The organism is Pelagibius sp. CAU 1746 (genome assembly GCF_039839785.1).
In the GTDB taxonomy this organism is placed as follows: Bacteria; Pseudomonadota; Alphaproteobacteria; order Kiloniellales; family Kiloniellaceae; genus Pelagibius.
In genome coordinates, this window is record NZ_JBDOQT010000001.1 from 2,349,483 (window position 1) to 2,367,769 (window position 18,287).

Here is an 18,287-nt window from a genome sequence, read left to right on the forward strand (position 1 = left end):
AGCGACCGAAAGGGCCAAAGGGACAGCCAGTCGGGATGTTAGCTGGAGCATGAAAATGAAGTCATGTCTGATCGTCGATGACTCGAAGGTGGTGCGCATGGTAGCGCGCAAGATCCTTGAAGGTCTTAGCTTCGCGACCGACGAGGCCGAGGATGGCCAGAAGGCGATTGAAGCCTGCCAGCGCAACATGCCGGATGCGGTGCTGCTCGACTGGAACATGCCCGTCAAGAACGGCCTGGAGTTCCTGCAGGAGCTGCGGGCCATGCAGGATGTCGATCAGCCGGTTGTGGTGTTCTGCACGACCGAGAACGACATGGAGCATATCAAGAAGGCCATAGAGGCCGGGGCCAACGAGTACATCATGAAGCCCTTCGATAGCGACATCATTGAGTCGAAATTCGTCCAGGTAGGTCTCATCTGATGCCAGAAAGCAAGTCCGCCCCTGGCGGCGCCGATGGAAGATCGGGCGATCCCTACCGCGTGATGGTGGTAGACGATTCGGCGGTCATTCGCGGCCTGCTGACCCGGTCGCTGGAAGAAGACCCCAGCATCAAGGTCGTCGCCTCCGTGGGCAATGGCGAAATTGCAGTAAAGACCCTGGATCGTCATGACATCGAGGTCATCATCCTCGATATCGAGATGCCGGTGATGGACGGCCTGACAGCGCTGCCCAAGCTTCTTGAGAAGAAGCCCGGCGTGCAGGTGGTCATGGCGTCGACCCTCACCCGGAAGAACGCGGAAGTCAGCCTGCGCGCCCTTCAGGCAGGCGCGGCGGACTATCTGCCGAAGCCGAGCTCGACCAGCGAGCTCACCTCCAAAGATGCGTTTCAGCGTGAGCTGACGGAGAAAGTCAAGGGCCTGGCGGCAGCGGCGCGGCCGGCAAACCGGCCGGTCGTCGCACGGCCCGTCGCCAGCAAGAGCCCCATGCCTGCGCCGGCCGTACGCAAGATCGAATTGCGGAAGGCCTCGCCGGCCTTGCCGCGGCTCATCGCCATCGGCAGCTCGACCGGGGGGCCGCAGGCGCTTCTGGAAGTGCTGCGCGACATGGCGGCGGCGGTCAAGCTGCCTATCCTGATCACTCAGCACATGCCGGCGACCTTCACCACCCTGCTGGCCGAGCACATCGGCCGCGCCACGGGCGTGCCCTGCGCCGAGGCAAAGGATGGTGACAAGATCGTCGGCGGGCAAATTTATCTCGCCCCCGGCAACTACCACATGGTGGTGGAACGCAAGGGTGTCGACAGCATCATTCGTCTGAATCAGGACCCGCCTGAAAACTTCTGCCGGCCGGCGGTCGATCCGATGCTGCGCAGTTTGTCGAAGATTTACGGCTCCGACCTGCTGACCATCATCCTGACGGGAATGGGGTCGGACGGGAAGAAGGGGGCCGTCGAGGTGGTCGAGGCCGGTGGAACGGTCATCGCTCAGGATGAAGCCACCAGCGTTGTTTGGGGCATGCCGGGAGCTGTCGCCACGAGCGGTCTGTGTTCGGCCGTTCTGCCGATCAAGGAGATCGGCCCCAGCGTCCGCAAGTTGGTCATGAGGTCAGCGGCATGAATGTGAACGATTTCGAGTTTATTGCCCAGTTGCTCTATCAGCGCTCGGGCCTGGTGATCACCCAGGAGAAGGCCTATCTCCTGGAAAGCCGCTTGAATCCCGTCGCGCGGAAATGGAGCCTGGACGGCTTCGATCCGCTGATCGCCGCCCTGCGGAGCAACAAGGACGAGCGCCTGCTGGTCGACGTCACCGAGGCCATGACGACCAACGAGTCCTTCTTCTTCCGCGACAACCGGCCCTTCGACCAGTTCAGGGAGATCGTCCTGCCGCATCTGCTGGAGGCGCGTGCCGCGCGCAAGCAGATTCGCATCTGGAGCGCCGCCTGCTCCAGCGGGCAGGAGCCCTATACTCTGGCCATGATCCTGAAGGAGCAGGCGGCCAAGCTGTCCGGCTGGAAGATCGAGATCGTCGCCACCGACCTTTCCACGGAGATCCTGAACAAGGCCAAGGAAGGTCTCTATTCCCAGTTCGAGGTTCAGCGCGGCCTGCCGATCCAACTGCTGATGAAGTACTTCACCCAGGAGGGCGAGAAGTGGCGGATCAGCGAGGAGATCCGCAAAATGATCTCCTACCGGCCCTTCAACCTGCTGGAAAGTCCCGCGGCGCTGGGCACCTTCGATGTGGTGTTCTGCCGCAATGTGCTGATCTACTTCGACCAGACCACCAAGGGGCAGGTGCTGTCGCGCATCGCCCAGATCATGCCGGCCGACGGCTACCTCTATCTGGGGGGCGCCGAGACGGTGCTGGGCATTTCCGAGTCCTTCGAGGTGGTTCCCGGCCAGCGGGGCATCTACCGCCTGACCAACGGCAACGCCAACCTGGATCGCAAGGTCGGCTGAGTCCCGGCTGCTTCCCGCGGAGCCGCCGCCGCGCCCCCGGACGTTGCATTGAGATCGTAAAAAAGGCCGCTAATCCAGTTGGATAGCGGCCTTCTTTATGATTGGTTCCAGCCCCTGCGGGCGGCGCCGGAAGCTGTCCCCCTGTCTGGGGACCCCCGCCGGTTTCAGGCGTTGGCGGCGTGCTTCGCGGGCTCGGCGCTGTCGGTGCTGACCGGATCGCGCAGCACGTAGCCGCGGCCCCAGACGGTCTCGATGTAGTTGTCGCCGCCGGTCGCGTTGGCCAGTTTCTTGCGCAGCTTGCAGACGAAGACGTCGATGATCTTCAGTTCGGGCTCGTCCATGCCGCCGTAGAGATGGTTGAGGAACATCTCCTTGGTCAGGGTCGTGCCCTTGCGCAGCGACAACAGCTCCAGGATCCCGTATTCCTTGCCGGTCAAGTGGAGGGGCTGGCCTTCCACCTCGACGGTGCGGGTATCCAGGTTGACCGTCAGCTTGCCGGTCGAAATCACCGAGTCCGAATGGCCCTTGGAGCGGCGGACGATGGCCTGGATGCGCGCGACCAGCTCTCGCTTGTCGAACGGCTTGGTCAGGTAGTCGTCGGCGCCGACGCCGAGGCCCTTGATCTTGTCATCGAGGCCGCTGAGGCCCGAGAGGATCAGGATCGGTGTCTTGACCCGGGCGGCGCGGAGGCGCCGCAGCACCTCGTAGCCGTCCATGTCCGGCAACATCAGATCAAGAATGATGATGTCGTAGTCGTAGAGTTTCCCGATCTCAAGGCCGTCTTCGCCCATATCGGTCGTGTCGCACACATAGCCTTCCGACCGGAGCATCATCTCGATGCCTTGGGCTGTGGCGGTATCGTCCTCGACAAGCAGAACTCTCATGGTGGTGACCTAATGCCTGTATGGTTCCCCTGGGATTTGATTATTAACCATTTTGCCGAAGCATTGTTAATAAATTCTTACCATCGTTAATTATTGTTGATTGGCGGCAAACAAGCGGTCCGGAGGTTGCGGCGGCCCGGTGCCGATTGCCGATTTTCTTAATTTTACCCAACCTTAAGGCCGATACCGGAGACTGCCTCGAAAGGTCGTTGTTCTTGGACCGGGGGGCCTCAGGCGAATTACTGGATGGTTGTTTCCACCGTCGTTAAGGAAATTGGTCAGCTGGCGGATTACCGCCTGTATGGCCGCGTTGCCGGCGTGCTCGGCATGCTGGTCGAAGTCGCCGGTCTCGAACAGGCTCTTTCCATCGGCTCACGCTGCGCCATTCACGCCCAGGGGGACCGCCGGGTGATCTGCGAGGTCATCGGCTTCCGCCAGCGCCGCGCCCTGCTGCTGCCCTTCGGCTCCCTGGAAGGGGTCGGGCTTGGCTGCAAGGCGGAGGTCTTGGAGAGCGAGCCGCTGGTGCGGCCCTCCAGCGCCTGGCTGGGTCGCGTGGTCAACGCCCTCGGCGAGCCCATCGACGGCAAGGGGCCGCTGCCCGACGGGCCGGCCGCCTACAGCCTGCGCGCCTCGCCGCCGCCAGCGCACAGCCGCAAGCGCCTAGGCGGCAAGATCGATCTGGGCGTGCGCGCCATCAACACTTTCCTCTCCTGCTGCCGCGGCCAGCGCATGGGCATCTTCGCCGGTTCGGGCGTCGGCAAGTCCGTGCTGCTTTCGATGCTGGCGCGTTACGCCGAGGCCGACGTGAACGTCATCGGCCTGATCGGCGAGCGCGGCCGCGAGGTTCAGGAGTGGCTGGAGGACGACCTGGGGCCGGAGGGCCTGGCCCGTTCGGTGGTCGTGGTTGCCACTTCCGACGAGCCGCCGCTGATGCGCCGCCAGGCCGCCTACCTCACCATGGCGCTCAGCGAGTGCTTCCGCGACGAGGGCCAGGACGTTCTTTGCCTGATGGACTCCGTCACACGCTTCGCCATGGCGATGCGCGAGATCGGCCTCTCGGCCGGCGAGCCGCCGGCCAGCAAGGGCTATCCACCCTCGGTCTTTGCCGAATTGCCGCGCCTGCTGGAACGAGCCGGCCCGGGCATCGAGGACGGCTCGGTCACTGGCCTCTTCACGGTACTGGTGGAGGGCGACGACCACAACGAACCCATCGCCGACGCGGTGCGCGGCATCCTGGACGGCCATATCGTCCTGGAGCGCGCGGTGGCCGAGCGCAACCGCTATCCGGCCATCAATCTGCTGCGCAGCGTTTCGCGCACCATGCCGGACTGTAACAGCGAGGGCGAGAACGCCCTGGTCCACCGGGCCCGCAACCTGCTGTCGACTTATGAGAACATGGCCGAACTGATCCGCATCGGCGCCTATAAGCAAGGCAGCGATCCGGCGGTCGACGAGGCGATCCACTACAACGACGCCCTGGAGGCCTTCCTCGGCCAGAAGAAGGACGAGATCAGTCATCTGGCGGAAGGCTACAGCCAGCTCGCCGGTCTGCTCGGCATGGACGATCCTGTTGCCGTTCAGGCCGCGCAGCCGCAAGCCGCCAGGGAAGACATCGAGGTGGAAGGATTGGCCGCGGCCCAAACGGCGGTGCCCGAAGGCGGTCTCGACGCCGTTCAGGCCCAGGAACGCCGGCCCGGCGAGCGGGGTTTCGAGCAGCGCCGCGACCGCATGGCCGCCGCGCTCAATCTGGCCCAGGCGAAAGCCGTGGCTTCCGGCCAGGCACAATGAAGGACGGTGCGGTGGCGGGAGTGACGCCCCGCAGGCGCGAGAACGGGTATTTTGTTAGGAGTTGATTTGCGGTGACTGCCCTTGATCAGTTGGTGCGCCTGCACCGTTGGAACCTGGACGAGAAGCGTCAGAAGCTTGCCGAACTGGAACGTTTTCGGACCAAGCTGCTGGGCAACATCGAAGCGCTGCAAGCCGAGCTTGCCCGCGAGCAGGCCGCGGCCGAGCGCTCGGAGATCGCCAGTATCTCCCTGCCGGCCTTCATAAAGGCCACCATCGACCGGCGCCAGAAGATCGAGGAATCGATCGCCGGGGTCGACCGCTCCATCGCCTTCGCCCGCGACGAGATCGCTCAGGCCTTTCAGGAATTCAAGAAGTACGAGACGGCGCACGGCAACCACCAGCGCCGCGAGGCCTTGAAGCAGTCGCGCAGAGAGCAGAACGCTTCCGACGAGCTGGGCATCGACCTGCACCGCCGCCAGGCGGCGGGAGCCGCCCAGAGTTAGCGAGAAAATCTAAGCTCAGACGTTCAACCCGTCGTGCGGCCGGCCGGCGGACTGCGCCGCCAGTAGCTGCAGCCAATCCGGTGAAGCCTGGAAGACGAGCTGGCCGGTATAGCCGGCGATGGCGTTGGCCTCCTCGAAAAGCGCCATGAGGTCGCCTCGCACCAGGGCGGGCAGGGGACGGCGGCTGCGCAGCAGCAGGTCGAAGCGGCGCGCCCGCACCAGTCCGTCGAGCTGCAGCTCGCCGTGACGCTCCAGTTCCAGTTCCAGCACGAAGCGGGTGGCCTTGTCGCCGTCTTGCCCATCCTTGCCGCCGCCGTGATGCTGGTGGCGGAAGAAGCAGCGCAGCTCGCGCAGGCCCTGCTCGCTCCACAGCGGCAGGTTCACGAAGCGCCACTCGCCGGCCGGGGTATCGATGCTGCGGTTGAGGCCGGCGAACTCGCGGCCCAGACGCTCGAAAAGATCGCCGTGCTCGGCGCGCTCTGCAGCGGCCGCGGCCGGCGCCAGCCAGCCGCCGAGGTTGCCCTGGTTCAGGGCCGAGAGGAAGAACAGCATGCCGGAGGCGAGGCGCGGGCCGACCTGGGGCAGGGTTCGGGTCACGGCTTCCGCCTGCGCCGGCTGCAGCCCGTGGAAGATCGCTTCCTCCAGCGCTTCCAGGCTGGGCCAGGCGGCGGCCAGGGCGCGGGCGGCCGGCGTGTCCTGACCGGGCTGCAGGGCGGCGGGCAGGGTGATCTGCAGCGCCAGGCTGCTGCCCGGCGGCAGGGCGGCGCGCGTGTCCAGGGTGAGTGTCCCCAGCGGCGTGTGCAGGATGGGCTGGCCGCTGCTGGTGGTTGCCGTGACCAGGCCGGTCAGGCGCAGGCCCGCTGCGGCAGGAGATGCGGTGCCGCCGGGACCGGCCGGGAGGGCCTGGGCGCCTTGAGGGCGCCCTTGGGGGCCGCTGGGGGTGCCGGCGGCGCGGGCCGCGGCTTCGGTCGAGAGGTTTTGCAGAGCGGAGGCAACGGAGTGGCCGGAATTGGCGACCGGGGTCTGTGGCGCCAGGCGCAGGCCCGCCGTGGTATTGCCTGTGGCAGGGGTGCCGGGGGTGGCGGCGCCGGCGGCCGAAGCGCTTGGGGCCGAAGCGCTTGACGGCGTGGCGCTGCCGGGCGCCAGGCTCTGCGGCGCGCCTGTGGCCGGGGTGACGGCTTGACCGACGGTCGGCCCCGTCGCCGGCGTGCCCGGGGGAGCCGCCGGGGCTGCGGAGGTGCCCGCTTGCCCGCCGGACTGGCCCGGGATCTGGCCGGCTGCTTGACCGGCGGCAGGAGCTGTCGCAGGTATGGCGGCCGGGTGCGGGAGGGGACCGGATGGCGGTGCTCCGGGTGCGGTGGCGGCGGTTTGCGACTGGACGCCCAGCGCCAGGATGCGCACCAGCAGTTCGGCGCCCGGTTGCGCGGTCGGCAGGCCGGCCAGCAGCGGCACCGGCGGGGCGGCGTGCAGGACGCCGCGCAGCACCTGGGCCGGCTGCACAAGGTCGTGGGGAGTGGCCGGCAGGGTGCTGGGCGTCTGCGCCGCCGCGGCGCCCGGCGGCAGCGTCTGAACCGCTCCGCCGCCGGCGTTCGGCACAGCCGCGCCAGCGCTGTCCAACAGGAGGAGGTTTATCATCACCTGTGGCCCGACGCTGCGCACCTGCAGCACGACTTCGCTGCCGACGGGCAGCGCACGGGTCGCCGCAAGCTGCAGAACGCCGACGCGCGTGCGCACCAGGAGGTGCCCGTGCTCATCCTTGCCGACGACGGTGCCACGCAGGCTTTCACCCGTTGCCAGGCGCGAGAGGTCGGGGGAGGGATCGACGACGCGGACGGCGCTTTCACCGCCCGTCGCGGACGCCGGGCGCGTCGTTCCTGCGGCAAGGGTCGCGAAGATATCGCTCATGCCGCAGGGCCCTTCAGGTCTTGCCGTTAAGCCGCCGTGTCAGGGCTTCGATGTCGCTGGCCGCCTGCGAGTTCGGGTGGCGGACGAGCAACGGTACCTGGTGGCGGATGGCGTCCTTCACCTTGCTGTCGCGGCGGATCACGCCGGCCAGCGGCGGGGATATCTTCAGGAAAGACTCGCAGGCTTTCAGCAGGGTGGCATAGGTGCGTTCACCCTCTGCCGGAGAAGTCGCCATGTTGATGACGATGCGCAGATCGGCTTTGGGGTTCTGCATCTGGGCCAGCTTGATGAAGGCGTAGGCGTCGGTCAGCGAAGTCGGCTCGTCGGTCGCCACCACCAAGGTGGTGCGGGCGGCGGCGGCCAGATCCCGCACGGTGCGCTCCAGGCCGGCACCCAGGTCCAGGATCACCCGGTCGTAGGAAGACGCCAGGGCGGCCAGGTCGTCCATCAGCTGCCGGAGGCGCCCGGCGGGAATGTTGGCCAGGCTGCCGCTGCCCGAGCGCCCGGCGATGACGTCGAAGCCGCCGGCGTCGTGATGGGTCGCCGCCTCCTTCAGTTCGTAGCTGCCGTCCAGCACGCCGCCCAGATCGTTGGAGGGGTGCAGGCCGAGCTGGATGTCGACGTTGGCCAGGCCCAGGTCGCCGTCGAACAGCAGCACGCGTCCGCCGCCGCGGGCAAGGGCCTGCGCCAGAGTGACGGAGAGCCAGGTCTTGCCGACGCCGCCCTTGCCGGAAGCGACCGCCAGCATGTTCGCGCAGCTCGTCCGCTGCTCTTCACGTTCCATCATGGGGGCTTCGATCATTCTGTTAGTCCGCCGCGAGAAGGGTGGAGGCTTGGAAAGGCGCCCGGCTGCTGAGCAGGCGCGCCAGGGAAACCGGGTTGACGGCGACCAGGCCGCCGCCAATATGGCGGGAGACACCCGCCGCGAGAAAACTCATGCCGCCGACGTGGGCGGCGCTGATCAGACCGCCGAAGCGGCGCGCGGAATCCAGGCGGGTGGGGATCAGGCACCGCACCCCTTCTTCTGCGAAGGCCAGCGCCATGTCGGCGGTCTCGGCCGGGTCTCCACCGGCCGGAAGCACCAGTGCCATGGCGGCGCCGGCGGCGTTGGCCGCTTCGCGCAGGGCACCGCGCTCGGCGGCGTCGAAGGGATTGCAGCCGACGGTATCGATGATGGCGATCTCGTCGTTGGCGCGCGCCGCGGCCGCGGCGCCCACCGCCGCGGCATCTTCGGCGCAGACCAGCCGGGCGTCGAGCGCCTTGGTGAAGGTCTCGGCCTGGGCGCGGCCGCCGGCCTTGCCGCCGTCCATGGTGATCAGCAGGCTACGCCCCTCGGCCAGCCTTGCGCAGGCGCAGAGCTTGGCGGCGGTGACGCTCTTGCCTGCGCCGGAGGGGCCGACCAGCATGACCGGGCGTTCCGGCCCGATGTCGCCCAGCGGCAGGAAGCTCAATTCATGATCCAGCGCCGCGGCGAAGGCCATCATCCAGTCGTCGGTGGACGTGTTGGCTGCCGCATTGAGCAGCCGGTCCGCCAAGCCGCGCGGAACCCGGTGATGATCCAGCACCTCCGCGATGCGGTCGGCGGCTTCCAGCTCCTCCCAGGACTCACGGCGGTCCGGCGCGGCTTCCGGGACAGCGCCGTTCGCCGGTTCCAGTGCCGCTGTGACCTTGATGCCGGTGTCGTCGTCCTGGGTCGAGAGGATGATCGCTTCGTCGCCCAGCACCTCGCGGACCTGCTGCATCGCCTCGGTGGCGGTTCTCGCTGTGAAGGTGCGCAGCAGCATCAGATCTGACCCAGCGTCTTGATCTTCGCCTTGGCGTGGATCTCATTCTGAGAAAGCACCACGGTGGAGGGGCGGAAGCGCTCGACGATAGAGCGCACGAAGGGCCGCACCGGGGGCGAGGTCAGCAGAATCGGGCTCTCGCCCATCATGGCGTGGCGCTCGAAGGTCTGGCGCACGGCGCCGATGAACTCCTGCAGGCGCGTGGGGGCCATGGAAAGCTGGCGGTCCTCGCCCTCTCCGACGATCGCTTCGGCGAAAGCCTGCTCCCACTGCGCCGACAAGGTGATCATCGGTATGAAACCCTCGTGATTCACCGAGTCGTTGGAGATCTGGCGGGCCAGGCGCGCGCGCACGTGCTCGGTGATCGCGGTGACGTTGCGGGTATAGCCGCAGGCCTCCGAGACGCCTTCCAGGATGGTCGGCAGGTCGCGCACGGAGACGCGCTCGGCCAACAGATTCTGCAAGACGCGCTGGAGGCCCCCGACGGTGATCTGGGTGGGAACGAGGTCGGCGATCAGCTTCTGCTGCTCGCTGTCCTGCTCGTCGAGCAGCTTCTGCGTCTCGGCGTAGGACAGCAGCTCGGCCATATTGTCCTTTATCAACTCGGTCAGGTGCGTGGTCACCACCGTCGGCGGGTCGACCACGGTGTAGCCGCGGAACAGGGCTTCCTCGCGGCTGCCTTCGTCGCACCACATGGCCGGCAGGCCGAAGGTCGGCTCGACCGTTTCCTCGCCGGGCAGGGGGATCTTCTCGCCGCGCGGGTCCATGACCAGCAGCATGTTGGGGCGCAGCTCGCCGCGTCCCGCCTCGATCTCCTTGACCCGGATGACATAGGTGTTCGCCGGGAGCTGCAGGTTGTCCTGGATGCGTACCGAGGGCATGACGAAGCCGATTTCCTGCGCCAACTGGCGGCGCAGCGACTTGATCTGGTCGGTTAGGCGCTGGCCGCCCTGGCCATTGATCATGGGCAGCAGGCCGTAGCCCAGTTCCAGGCGCACCTGGTCGATCTGCAGGGCGTTGGCGATGGGCTCTTCCGTCACCGGCGCGGTCTGCTGTGCGGCGACGGCCTTCGCCTCGGCCGCGGCGGTCGCCTTGTTGCGCTTGCTGGCGAAATAGGCGCCGGTGCCGGCCAGCCCGGCGAGCGCGAGGAAGGGCACCGCCGGAATACCGGGCAGCAGGGCCAGCGACAGCATCAGGAAGGACGACAGGCCGAGGGCGCGCGGATAGCCGCCCAACTGGCCGATCAGCGCCTTGTCCATGGAGCCGGTGGCGGTCGACTTGGAGACCAGCAGGCCGGCGCCGGTGGAGACGATCAGGGCGGGGATCTGACTGACCAAGCCATCGCCCACGGTAAGGATCGTATAGGTTTCAGCCGCCTCGCCGAAGGTCAGGCCCTGCTGGGCGACGCCGATGATGATGCCGCCGATGACGTTGATGAAGGTGATCATCAGGCCGGCGATGGCGTCGCCGCGCACGAACTTGGCCGCGCCGTCCATGGAGCCGAAGAAATTGCTCTCGTCCTCCAGCTCCTTGCGGCGTTTGCGCGCCTCGGACTCGTCGATCAGACCGGCGGAGAGATCGGCGTCGATGGCCATCTGCTTGCCGGGCATGGCGTCCAGGCTGAAGCGGGCGGAAACCTCGGCGATACGTCCGGAACCCTTGGTGATGACGATGAAGTTCACGATCACCAGGATGCCGAAGATGATGATACCGATAACGAAGTTACCGCTCATCACGAAGCTGCCGAAGGCCTGGATGACCTGCCCGGCGGCGTCTGTCCCCTCGTGGCCGTTGGCCAGAATCAGCCGCGTCGAGGCGAGGTTCAGCGCCAGGCGAAGCATGGTGGCGATCAGCAGAACCGTCGGGAAGGAGTTGAATTCCAGCGGCTTGGTGATGAACAGAACCGTCATCAGGATGAGGACGGAGAAGGTCATCGACATCGCCAGCGAAAGGTCCAGGGTCCAGGCCGGCATCGGCAGGATGAGGACCACGAGAATGGCGACGACGCCCAGCGCGAGCGCGATGTCGCCACGCTTCAGCGCGTTGAAGGCAGCGGCCAACTGACCGCCGCCCGCGCCCGCCTCTGTGTTGGTCTCAGCCATGTCGGGGTGCCTTCAGGACCTTGCGCAATCGCTTCGAGCCGCCTGCATCAAGCCGTGGTGCGCTCGCCTTCGCCGGGCAGGGGCACCGGCACGCCATCCTGGCTGTACTGCTTCAGCTTGTTGCGCAGGGTGCGGATGGAGATGCCCAGGATATTGGCGGCATGGGTGCGGTTGCCCAGGCAGTGCTCCAGGGTGTCGAGGATCAGATCCTTCTCCACGTCGGCCACGGTGCGCCCCACAAGCTGCTTGGCTTCGCCGCCGTTCTCGCCGGCGTCCGCTCCGGCTTCGGCGACCTGCTGGTGCCGGTTCAGGCTCTGACCGGTCAGCATGATCGCCTCGGGGCCGATCCTGCCGTCCTGGGCCAGCAGCACCGCCCGGTGCATGGTGTTTTCCAGCTCGCGCACGTTGCCGCGCCAGTGGTGGGCCTTCAACACCTCCATCGCCTGGGGCGTTACGGCCATCGTGGGCACGCCGTTGGCCTCGGAGTACTTGGCGGCGAAGTGCTGGGTCAGGATGGGGATGTCCTGGGGCCGCTCGCGCAGGGCCGGAAGCTGGATGTTCACCACATTGAGGCGAAAGTAGAGATCCTCGCGGAAGTTGCCGTTCCTGACTTCTTCCTCCAGGTCGCGGTTCGACGTTGCGATCAGGCGGATGTTGACCTTGATCGGCTGGCTGCCGCCGACCCGGTCGATTTCGCGTTCCTGGATGGCGCGCAGCAGCTTGGCCTGCAGGCGCGGATGCATCTCGGAGATTTCGTCGAGCAGCAGGGTTCCGCCGCTGGCTTCCTCGAACTTGCCGATGCGGCGGGTCACGGCGCCGGTGAAGGACCCTTTCTCGTGGCCGAAGAGCTCGGATTCCAGAAGATTCTCGGGAATGGCGGCGCAGTTGACGGAGATGAAGCTCTGATTGGCGCGCTTGGACTTGGAGTGCAGGAAGCGGGCCATGACCTCCTTACCGGTGCCGGACTCACCGGTGATGAGGACGCTGGCGTCGGAAGGGGCGACCTGCTCGGCCAGGCGCAGGACGGCGCTGGTCGCCGGATCGCGGAACACCAGGGTGCTGGTCTCCTCGGAAACCGCGGAGAGCACGGCGGCGATCAGCTCGGCGTCGGGCGGCAGGGGGACGTATTCCTGCGCGCCGGCGCGGATTGCGTCGGCGGCGGCGGCCGGCTCCGGCCCGATGCCGCAGGCAACCACCGGTATCGAGATCCTCTCCGACTTCAGGCTCCTGCAGAAGGCGCCGATGTCCAGGTTGACCTCGACCATCACCATGTCAGCGCCCTGGCCGGAACGCAGGGCGGTCAGCGCCGCGTCAATGTTGTCGACGTGGGCGACTTTGGCGCCGCTTTCCAGGGCCAGCTTGCCGGCCGTGGCGATGTGTCCGTCCAGTGTTCCCACAATGAGAAGCCGCATGCCTTCTCTCCAAGTCCCAAGTAAGTTAAATCCGGTTCAACTCTGACTAATCGAAGTAGGCCACCCGCTCGGCAGGTGGCAGAATGGTGTTCAGCATCATCTCGAGGCGCCGCGGGTTCTCCTGGCGGCTGATCGAGGCCGCGCCGATCGTGTAGATCTGGCACACCATCGACTCGATCTGCGCGTTACGTTCCAGTTTGCTGGCCAAGGGGTTGAAAACCATGTTGGCCAGGACGGCGCCGTAGAAGGTGGTGAGCAGCGCGACCGCCATGGCAGGGCCAATGGTGGAAGGATCGTCCAGGCTGCCCAGCATCTGGACCAGGCCGATCAGGGTACCGATCAGGCCCATGGCCGGCGCCACTTCGCCGGCCCGGCGCAGCACCCCTGCGGCGCGCTGGTGGCGTTCGAAGGTCGCTTCCGTTTCACGATTCATGACGCGTTCGACCTCGTCGGCGGGGATGCCGTCCACCACCATGCAGATGGCGCGGTAGAGGAAGGGCGCGTAGTGCAGGCTGTCGGTGACGGTCTGCAGGGCCAAGCGACCGCGCTTACGCGCCAGATCGGCCAGGTAGAGCGACTGCATGACCGCGTCCTCGGGCGAGTCCGCGTGATAGATCGCCGCACGGAACATCAGGCCCTGGGCCTGGCCGATCTCGGTCAGGCTGAAGGAGACCGTGGTGACCAGAAAGGTGCCGCCGATGACGATCAGGATCGAGGGAACGTCCAGGAAAGCCGCCGCCTGGCCGCTGAGCACCATGGCGCCGGCGATCATGGCGAAGGCACCGCTGACGCCGAGCAGCGTGGCAAAGTCCACGGACGGGCCGATCCGCGGACTCTTCATTTCCGCGGTCGCCTGCCCTTGGGCGCTGGTGGTCTGGGTATCGGCCATGATCCTGGGTTCCAAAATCCGCGCGTCAGCTGCTGCGGTCGACCTTGATGATTTCCGTCATGGTCACGCCGAGGTGCTCCTCCACCACGACGACTTCGCCGCGGGCGACCAGACGGTTGTTCACATAGATGTCGATGGCTTCGCCGACCTTGCGGTCCAGTTCGACGATGGCGCCGCGGCCCAGCTTGAGCAGTTGACTGACCTGCATGTTGGCCTTGCCGAGCACTGCCGAGACCTGCACCGGAATATCGTAGACGGCCTCCAACTCCTTGGCGTTGGTCGGGGGGCGATTGGCCTCCGGCAGGCTGCCATCGTCTTCTTCCTGCACCTCCATCTCCGGGGCGCTTTCGTCCAGGTCGGCGAGATCCAAGGTTTCGTCTTCGGTCATGGAGACCTCCTAATCTACTGTCGCCGCTAGGCGCTCTGTGCCCGCCGGAGCGGCTCGACCCCGGCCGCGGCCGGCGGCTGGGAAGGGGATGGGGCGTCCTTGGACGCCTGAATTTCGTCGCGCGGGGACCGCCCCCGGCCTTGCGTCTGCTCCTCAGCGTGCTCTCCCGCGCGCGCCGCCGCCGGGGCGAGGGCGCGGGCGATGATGGCGTCGATCTCCTTCCACAGGCCGGCCTGGTCGCGCTCCGCACCGCCGTCGGCCCACTCGACCCTGACGTCGCCCGGCGCGATGGCCTCGTCGGCCAGGAATACCAACTTGCCTTCGAAGCTGCCGCGGCAGGTGCTGCTCTCGATACGCTCGCGCAGCGCGTCGAGATCGCCGTCGGTGCAGCGGATCACCAGGCGCGGTTCGTCCCGCAGGCGCTCCAGGCAGGCCTCGACCACGGCCTGTATCTCCTCCAGGCCCCCCTCGCGCGCCAGGCGGGGAAACAGCTTGCGGACCACCGTGACGGCGGTATCCAGCGCACCGTGCCGGCGTTCGGCCTCCAGGCGCTCCAGTTCCAGGCCCATCCGCTCGAAATGGGGCGGCAGTTCGGCAATGCCGTCGGCCAACCGCTTGGCATGGGATTGCTCCGCTTCGGCCAAGCCCGCGGCCTTGCCTTCGGCGAAGGCGGCTTGGCGCTCGGCCTGCAGTTCCTCCTCGCTGAAGGTCGGGGCCGGGGGTTCTTCGACGGCTTCGGCCACGGCGGCGGCGCGCGCTCTCGCCTCGCGCTCGCGCTCGGTCTCGAAGGAGATGTCGAAGAGGAATTTCTCGAAGTTGCTCATGATCGCGACGCTCCCGCCCTGTTAGTAGACGAGCTCGTCCTCTCCCTTGTTCTCGCTGATGATGATCTCGCCCTTCTCGGCCAGCTCCTTGGCGGTGGCGACCATGTACATCTGCGCTTCGTCGACGTCCTTCAGGCGCACCGGACCCATGGCCTGCATATCTTCCTTCATGATCTTGGCGGCGCGCTCGGACATGTTGGAGAAGAAGAAATCGCGCAGCGTTTCGGAGCTTCCCTTCAGGGCCGTGGCCAGCTTGGACTTGTCGGAAGCGCTGAGCAGCGTCTGCACGCCGCCCGGATCCAGGTTGCCGAGGTCCTCGAAAGTGAACATCAGGGCCTTGATGCGCTCGGCGGAGTCGCGGTTGCGTTCCTCCAGAGCGGTGAGGAAACGGGTTTCCAGCGTGCGGTCCAGATAATTGAAGATATCCGCCATCAGCTCGTGGGAGTCGCGGCGGTTGGTCTTCGCCAGATTGGACATGAACTCGTTGCGGAGGGTGCGCTCGACATCGTCCAGGACTTCCTTCTGAACCGCTTCCATGCGCAGCATGCGCATCACCACTTCCATGGCAAAGGGTTCGGGCAGGACACCCAGGACCTTGGCGGCGTGCTCCGGTTTGATCTTGGACAGCACGACGGCGACCGTCTGCGGGTACTCGTTCTTCAGATAGTTGGCCAGCACCATCTCGTTGACGTTGGCCAGCTTGTCCCACATCGTGCGGCCGGCCGGGCCACGGATCTCCTCCATGATGCCGTCGACCTTGTCCTTGTCGAGGACGCGCATCAGCAGGCGCTCGGTGCTGTCGTAGTTGCCGGTCACCGAGCCGGTGGTCGAAATCTGGTCGGCGAATTCGACCAGCATCTGCTCGATCAGTTCAGAGGTGACGGTGCCGAGATTGGCCATGGCCTGCGACAGTTCGCGGATCTCTTCGTCGTCCATCATGCTGAACAGGCGCGCGGCGTTTTCTTCGCCGACCGCGAGCATAAGGAGGGCGGCTTTCTCCGGGCCGCTCATGCTTTGGATGTCTTCGCGTACACGCATCGAATCGGATCCGCTTTACATTTCTGCGTGGAGCCAGCCGCGGATGATGCTCACGGCTTCTTCCGGGTGCTTTTCGATGATCTCGCCGATCTTCTTGACCGAGGAAGCCCGTACGCGGCCTTCCACCTGGTTCAGGTCGATCATCTGGTCTATCTCGTTGGCGATGTTCTTCCCGCCGCCCCGCTCTTCGCCGACGCGTGTGGCCACCACGGTGCCCGGGTCCCCGGCCAGGCGCGGGACATCTTGGCCGTCCGGTCCTACCAGGGCGGGCTGCGGGCTGCCGTCGGGCAAGAGGGCGGGGCCGCCGCCCTCGGCAAGGCTTTCTTCGTCGACCTCCAGAAGGCGGCCGAGCAGCGGGCGCACCACCAGCAGCAGCACCAGCACCGCGACCACGCCGAGGACCAGAAGTTCGGCGATCCGCATGAGGTCGGCCTTGGTCAAGCCGAAGTAGCCTTCCTCCAGGGTCCCGTCAGCGCCGGCAACCTGTATGAAGGGCATCTCGACGACCTCTATGGTGTCGCCGCGCTCCTCGTCGTAGCCCACGGCGGAGCGGACGAGAGCGGTGATCTTCTCCAACTCTTCCGCGGTGCGCGGCTCGTAGGTGGGATTGCCCTCGGCGTCGGAGACTGTCTTGCCGTTGACCATGACGGCCACCGAGAGCCGGCGCACCATGCCGGCCTCGCGGATGTGGGTCTTGACGGTCTTGGTGATCTCGTAGTTGACGGTTTCCTCGGTGCGCGATGTCTGGCTCTGGCTGCCGCTGCCGCTGTCGAGCTCCGGCAGGGCGTCGGGCAGGTTGTTGCCCACCGTGACGCCGGCGGGCGCGCCGTCCTGGTTGCTGGCCTGCTCCTCCACCACCTGGGTGGAGCGCACAACCTGGCCGTCGGGATCGAAAATCTCGGCGTTCTCGGTGATGCGGTCGAAATCCATCTCGGCGGAGACCTGGGCGCGCACGTTGCCGGGACCGAGGGAGCGGGCCAGCATCTCTTCGATCGTGCGCACCAGGCGCGACTCGTAACCGACGCGCATTTCCTCGGCGCGGCCGGCGGTCTGCGATACGTTGCCTTCCTCGGTGCCGCGGGCCAGAAGATTGCCCTGGTCGTCGATGATGGAGACCATGGTGGGCTTCAGTCCGGGCACCGCCGCGGCCACCAGATGCTGGATCGAGCTCACCTGCTGCCGGTCCAGGCCGCGGCTGCCGCCCAGCATGAGGACGATGGAAGCGCTGGGGTCCTGCCGGTCGCGGCTGAAGAGCTCCCGCCGCGGCAACACCAGATGGACGCGCGCCTGCTTGACCGAGGAGACGGAGCGGATGGTTCGCGCCAGCTCACCCTCCAGGGCGCGCACGTGGTTGATGTTCTGGACGAAGTTGGTGGTCCCCAGGCCCTCGGAGCGGTCGAAGATCTCGTAGCCGATGGAGCCGCCGCTGGGCAGGCCGTCCTCGGCCATGACAACGCGGGTGCGCCCGACCTGGTCCTGCGGGACGAAGATCTTTCCACCTTCCTCGCCGATGCGGTAGGGGACGTTCATCTGCTCCAGGCGGGCGATGATCTGTCCGCTGTCCTGCGCGTCGAGCTCTGCATAAAGCAGCGACATCTCCGGCGAGGCGAGGCGGCTGGTCAGATAGATGAAGAATGCAATGATGCCTGCTGCCACCGCCGCCATCATGCCGAGGCGGGCCGGGCCCAGACTCTTCAGTGTCTCAAAGAGAGAGTTCAAAGTTGACCGTCCTGATGCATCATCGACCCAAACGTCGGAAGCCGCCGACCAGAGGCTTCCGCAAGCCTGCCGAGAACCGGTTCATCGCATTGGCTGGCTTGTATTTTTAGGCTAATTGCTTCCGGTAAAGGTCACGTTAACAGCGGGCAATTATTGCCTAGCTGATGGGAAGAATTTTCCCCCCGCGGAGTCCATCGTGGCGGCAGGCCTCGGCGAAGATGATTAACGGCGTCCTAAGCACAGAAAGCAAAACCCCGCCGGAAGGACCGGCGGGGTTTTCGAGAGAACCGAATGTCAATGCTGCCGCTTGGCGGCGGTGGAGGTCACGAGGTCGAGCGGGTATCGCTCATCTTCTCGGGGTGGCCGACCAGATGGCGACGGTACTGCTGCAGCCGCGTGGTACGCAGCCCACGCATTCCATGCTTGTCGATCAGGCTTTGCCAGGACAGGAATTCTTCGACGGAGAGGTTGTAGCGTTCACAAGCCTCTTCCAGGGTGAGCAGGCCGGCGCGCACCGCGGTGACGACCTCGGCCTTGCGGCGGATCACCCAGCGCTTGGTGGACGGCGGCGGAAGGTCGTCCAAGCTGAGCGGCTTGCCTGCCGGCCCGATCACGCTGGTTGGCCTACCTGAGCTGTCGGAGTACATCGAACAGA

17 protein-coding genes are annotated in these 18,287 nt (G+C 66.3%); 5 read left to right on the forward strand and 12 right to left on the reverse strand.

All coding sequences use genetic code 11. From position 1 onward, the window contains the following. The first annotated feature begins 55 nt into the window (after positions 1–55). The 3 genes from AAFN88_RS11120 to AAFN88_RS11130 are packed head-to-tail and all read left to right on the forward strand — an operon-like array spanning position 56 to position 2,396. Positions 56–421 (forward strand): response regulator, encoded by a 366-nt coding sequence (locus tag AAFN88_RS11120; protein ID WP_347520376.1) that lies wholly within the window; start codon positions 56–58, stop codon positions 419–421. Beyond that, positions 421–1,557, forward strand: coding sequence for a chemotaxis response regulator protein-glutamate methylesterase (locus AAFN88_RS11125; RefSeq protein WP_347520377.1), 1,137 nt, complete (start codon positions 421–423; stop codon positions 1,555–1,557). The genes AAFN88_RS11120 and AAFN88_RS11125 overlap by 1 nt, the downstream gene beginning before the upstream one ends. After that, a complete protein-coding gene (locus AAFN88_RS11130) occupies positions 1,554–2,396 on the forward strand; it encodes a protein-glutamate O-methyltransferase CheR (protein WP_347520378.1) in 843 nt (280 codons plus the stop codon). The genes AAFN88_RS11125 and AAFN88_RS11130 overlap by 4 nt, the downstream gene beginning before the upstream one ends. Before the next feature lie 164 nt (positions 2,397–2,560). Here AAFN88_RS11130 and ctrA read toward each other — a convergent pair whose 3' ends face one another. After that, the gene (gene ctrA / locus AAFN88_RS11135; protein ID WP_347520379.1) at positions 2,561–3,280 is read right to left on the reverse strand and encodes a response regulator transcription factor CtrA; all 720 of its coding nucleotides are present in this window, start codon (positions 3,278–3,280) and stop codon (positions 2,561–2,563) included. A 246-nt stretch (positions 3,281–3,526) separates the two neighbouring features. On the opposite strand from ctrA, the gene fliI reads away from it, so the two are divergent. Next, a complete protein-coding gene (gene fliI, locus AAFN88_RS11140) occupies positions 3,527–5,068 on the forward strand; it encodes a flagellar protein export ATPase FliI (RefSeq protein WP_347520380.1) in 1,542 nt (513 codons plus the stop codon). Between the two features lie 71 nt (positions 5,069–5,139). Further along, a complete protein-coding gene (locus AAFN88_RS11145) occupies positions 5,140–5,571 on the forward strand; it encodes a flagellar FliJ family protein (RefSeq protein WP_347520381.1) in 432 nt (143 codons plus the stop codon). Positions 5,572–5,586: 15 nt separating this feature from the next. Here the strand turns inward: AAFN88_RS11145 and AAFN88_RS11150 are convergent, their stop codons facing one another. The 11 genes from AAFN88_RS11150 to AAFN88_RS11200 form a co-directional block, all read right to left on the reverse strand. Next, on the reverse strand, positions 5,587–7,476 hold the full coding sequence (locus AAFN88_RS11150; RefSeq protein ID WP_347520382.1) for a hypothetical protein: 1,890 nt from the start codon (positions 7,474–7,476) through the stop codon (positions 5,587–5,589). 13 nt (positions 7,477–7,489) lie between these two features. Further along, positions 7,490–8,278, reverse strand: coding sequence for a MinD/ParA family protein (locus AAFN88_RS11155; RefSeq protein ID WP_347520383.1), 789 nt, complete (start codon positions 8,276–8,278; stop codon positions 7,490–7,492). Positions 8,279–8,282: 4 nt separating this feature from the next. Beyond that, positions 8,283–9,260 carry a GTPase gene (locus AAFN88_RS11160; RefSeq protein WP_347520384.1) on the reverse strand — a complete coding sequence of 326 codons (978 nt, stop codon included), beginning with the start codon at positions 9,258–9,260 and terminating at the stop codon, positions 8,283–8,285. Further along, entirely contained in the window at positions 9,260–11,362 is a 2,103-nt protein-coding gene (gene flhA / locus AAFN88_RS11165; RefSeq protein WP_347520385.1) for a flagellar biosynthesis protein FlhA, read from the reverse strand. The genes AAFN88_RS11160 and flhA overlap by 1 nt, the downstream gene beginning before the upstream one ends. A 47-nt stretch (positions 11,363–11,409) precedes the next feature. Further along, a complete protein-coding gene (locus AAFN88_RS11170; RefSeq protein WP_347520386.1) occupies positions 11,410–12,774 on the reverse strand; it encodes a sigma-54 dependent transcriptional regulator in 1,365 nt (454 codons plus the stop codon). Between the two features lie 46 nt (positions 12,775–12,820). Next, positions 12,821–13,663, reverse strand: a complete 843-nt coding sequence (locus AAFN88_RS11175) for a MotA/TolQ/ExbB proton channel family protein (protein WP_347520387.1) — start codon at positions 13,661–13,663, stop codon at positions 12,821–12,823. A 25-nt stretch (positions 13,664–13,688) separates the two neighbouring features. Then, on the reverse strand, positions 13,689–13,997 hold the full coding sequence (fliN, locus tag AAFN88_RS11180) for a flagellar motor switch protein FliN (protein ID WP_347521660.1): 309 nt from the start codon (positions 13,995–13,997) through the stop codon (positions 13,689–13,691). Between the two features lie 80 nt (positions 13,998–14,077). After that, positions 14,078–14,875, reverse strand: coding sequence for a FliH/SctL family protein (locus AAFN88_RS11185; RefSeq protein WP_347520388.1), 798 nt, complete (start codon positions 14,873–14,875; stop codon positions 14,078–14,080). A 21-nt stretch (positions 14,876–14,896) separates the two neighbouring features. Then, the gene (gene fliG, locus AAFN88_RS11190) at positions 14,897–15,913 is read right to left on the reverse strand and encodes a flagellar motor switch protein FliG (RefSeq protein ID WP_347520389.1); all 1,017 of its coding nucleotides are present in this window, start codon (positions 15,911–15,913) and stop codon (positions 14,897–14,899) included. A gap of 15 nt (positions 15,914–15,928) precedes the next feature. Beyond that, positions 15,929–17,632, reverse strand: a complete 1,704-nt coding sequence (fliF, locus tag AAFN88_RS11195) for a flagellar basal-body MS-ring/collar protein FliF (protein WP_347520390.1) — start codon at positions 17,630–17,632, stop codon at positions 15,929–15,931. A 323-nt stretch (positions 17,633–17,955) separates the two neighbouring features. Beyond that, positions 17,956–18,279, reverse strand: coding sequence for a DUF1153 domain-containing protein (locus AAFN88_RS11200; protein WP_347520391.1), 324 nt, complete (start codon positions 18,277–18,279; stop codon positions 17,956–17,958). Positions 18,280–18,287: the final 8 nt, after the last annotated feature.

Bases quoted from the DNA above. Each gene is read 5' to 3' on its own strand.
- AAFN88_RS11185 (WP_347520388.1), bottom strand. From the start codon at position 14,875: ATGAGCAACTTCGAGAAATTCCTCTTCGACATCTCCTTCGAGACCGAG.
- AAFN88_RS11175 (WP_347520387.1), bottom strand. From the start codon at position 13,663: ATGGCCGATACCCAGACCACCAGCGCCCAAGGGCAGGCGACCGCGGAA.
- AAFN88_RS11200 (WP_347520391.1), bottom strand. From the start codon at position 18,279: ATGTACTCCGACAGCTCAGGTAGGCCAACCAGCGTGATCGGGCCGGCA.
- AAFN88_RS11130 (WP_347520378.1), top strand. From the start codon at position 1,554: ATGAATGTGAACGATTTCGAGTTTATTGCCCAGTTGCTCTATCAGCGC.
- ctrA (WP_347520379.1), bottom strand. From the start codon at position 3,280: ATGAGAGTTCTGCTTGTCGAGGACGATACCGCCACAGCCCAAGGCATC.
- flhA (WP_347520385.1), bottom strand. From the start codon at position 11,362: ATGGCTGAGACCAACACAGAGGCGGGCGCGGGCGGCGGTCAGTTGGCC.
- AAFN88_RS11170 (WP_347520386.1), bottom strand. From the start codon at position 12,774: ATGCGGCTTCTCATTGTGGGAACACTGGACGGACACATCGCCACGGCC.
- fliG (WP_347520389.1), bottom strand. From the start codon at position 15,913: ATGCGTGTACGCGAAGACATCCAAAGCATGAGCGGCCCGGAGAAAGCC.
- fliI (WP_347520380.1), top strand. From the start codon at position 3,527: ATGGTTGTTTCCACCGTCGTTAAGGAAATTGGTCAGCTGGCGGATTAC.
- fliN (WP_347521660.1), bottom strand. From the start codon at position 13,997: ATGGAGGTGCAGGAAGAAGACGATGGCAGCCTGCCGGAGGCCAATCGC.
- AAFN88_RS11160 (WP_347520384.1), bottom strand. From the start codon at position 9,260: ATGCTGCTGCGCACCTTCACAGCGAGAACCGCCACCGAGGCGATGCAG.
- AAFN88_RS11155 (WP_347520383.1), bottom strand. From the start codon at position 8,278: ATGATCGAAGCCCCCATGATGGAACGTGAAGAGCAGCGGACGAGCTGC.
- AAFN88_RS11120 (WP_347520376.1), top strand. From the start codon at position 56: ATGAAGTCATGTCTGATCGTCGATGACTCGAAGGTGGTGCGCATGGTA.
- AAFN88_RS11125 (WP_347520377.1), top strand. From the start codon at position 421: ATGCCAGAAAGCAAGTCCGCCCCTGGCGGCGCCGATGGAAGATCGGGC.
- AAFN88_RS11150 (WP_347520382.1), bottom strand. From the start codon at position 7,476: ATGAGCGATATCTTCGCGACCCTTGCCGCAGGAACGACGCGCCCGGCG.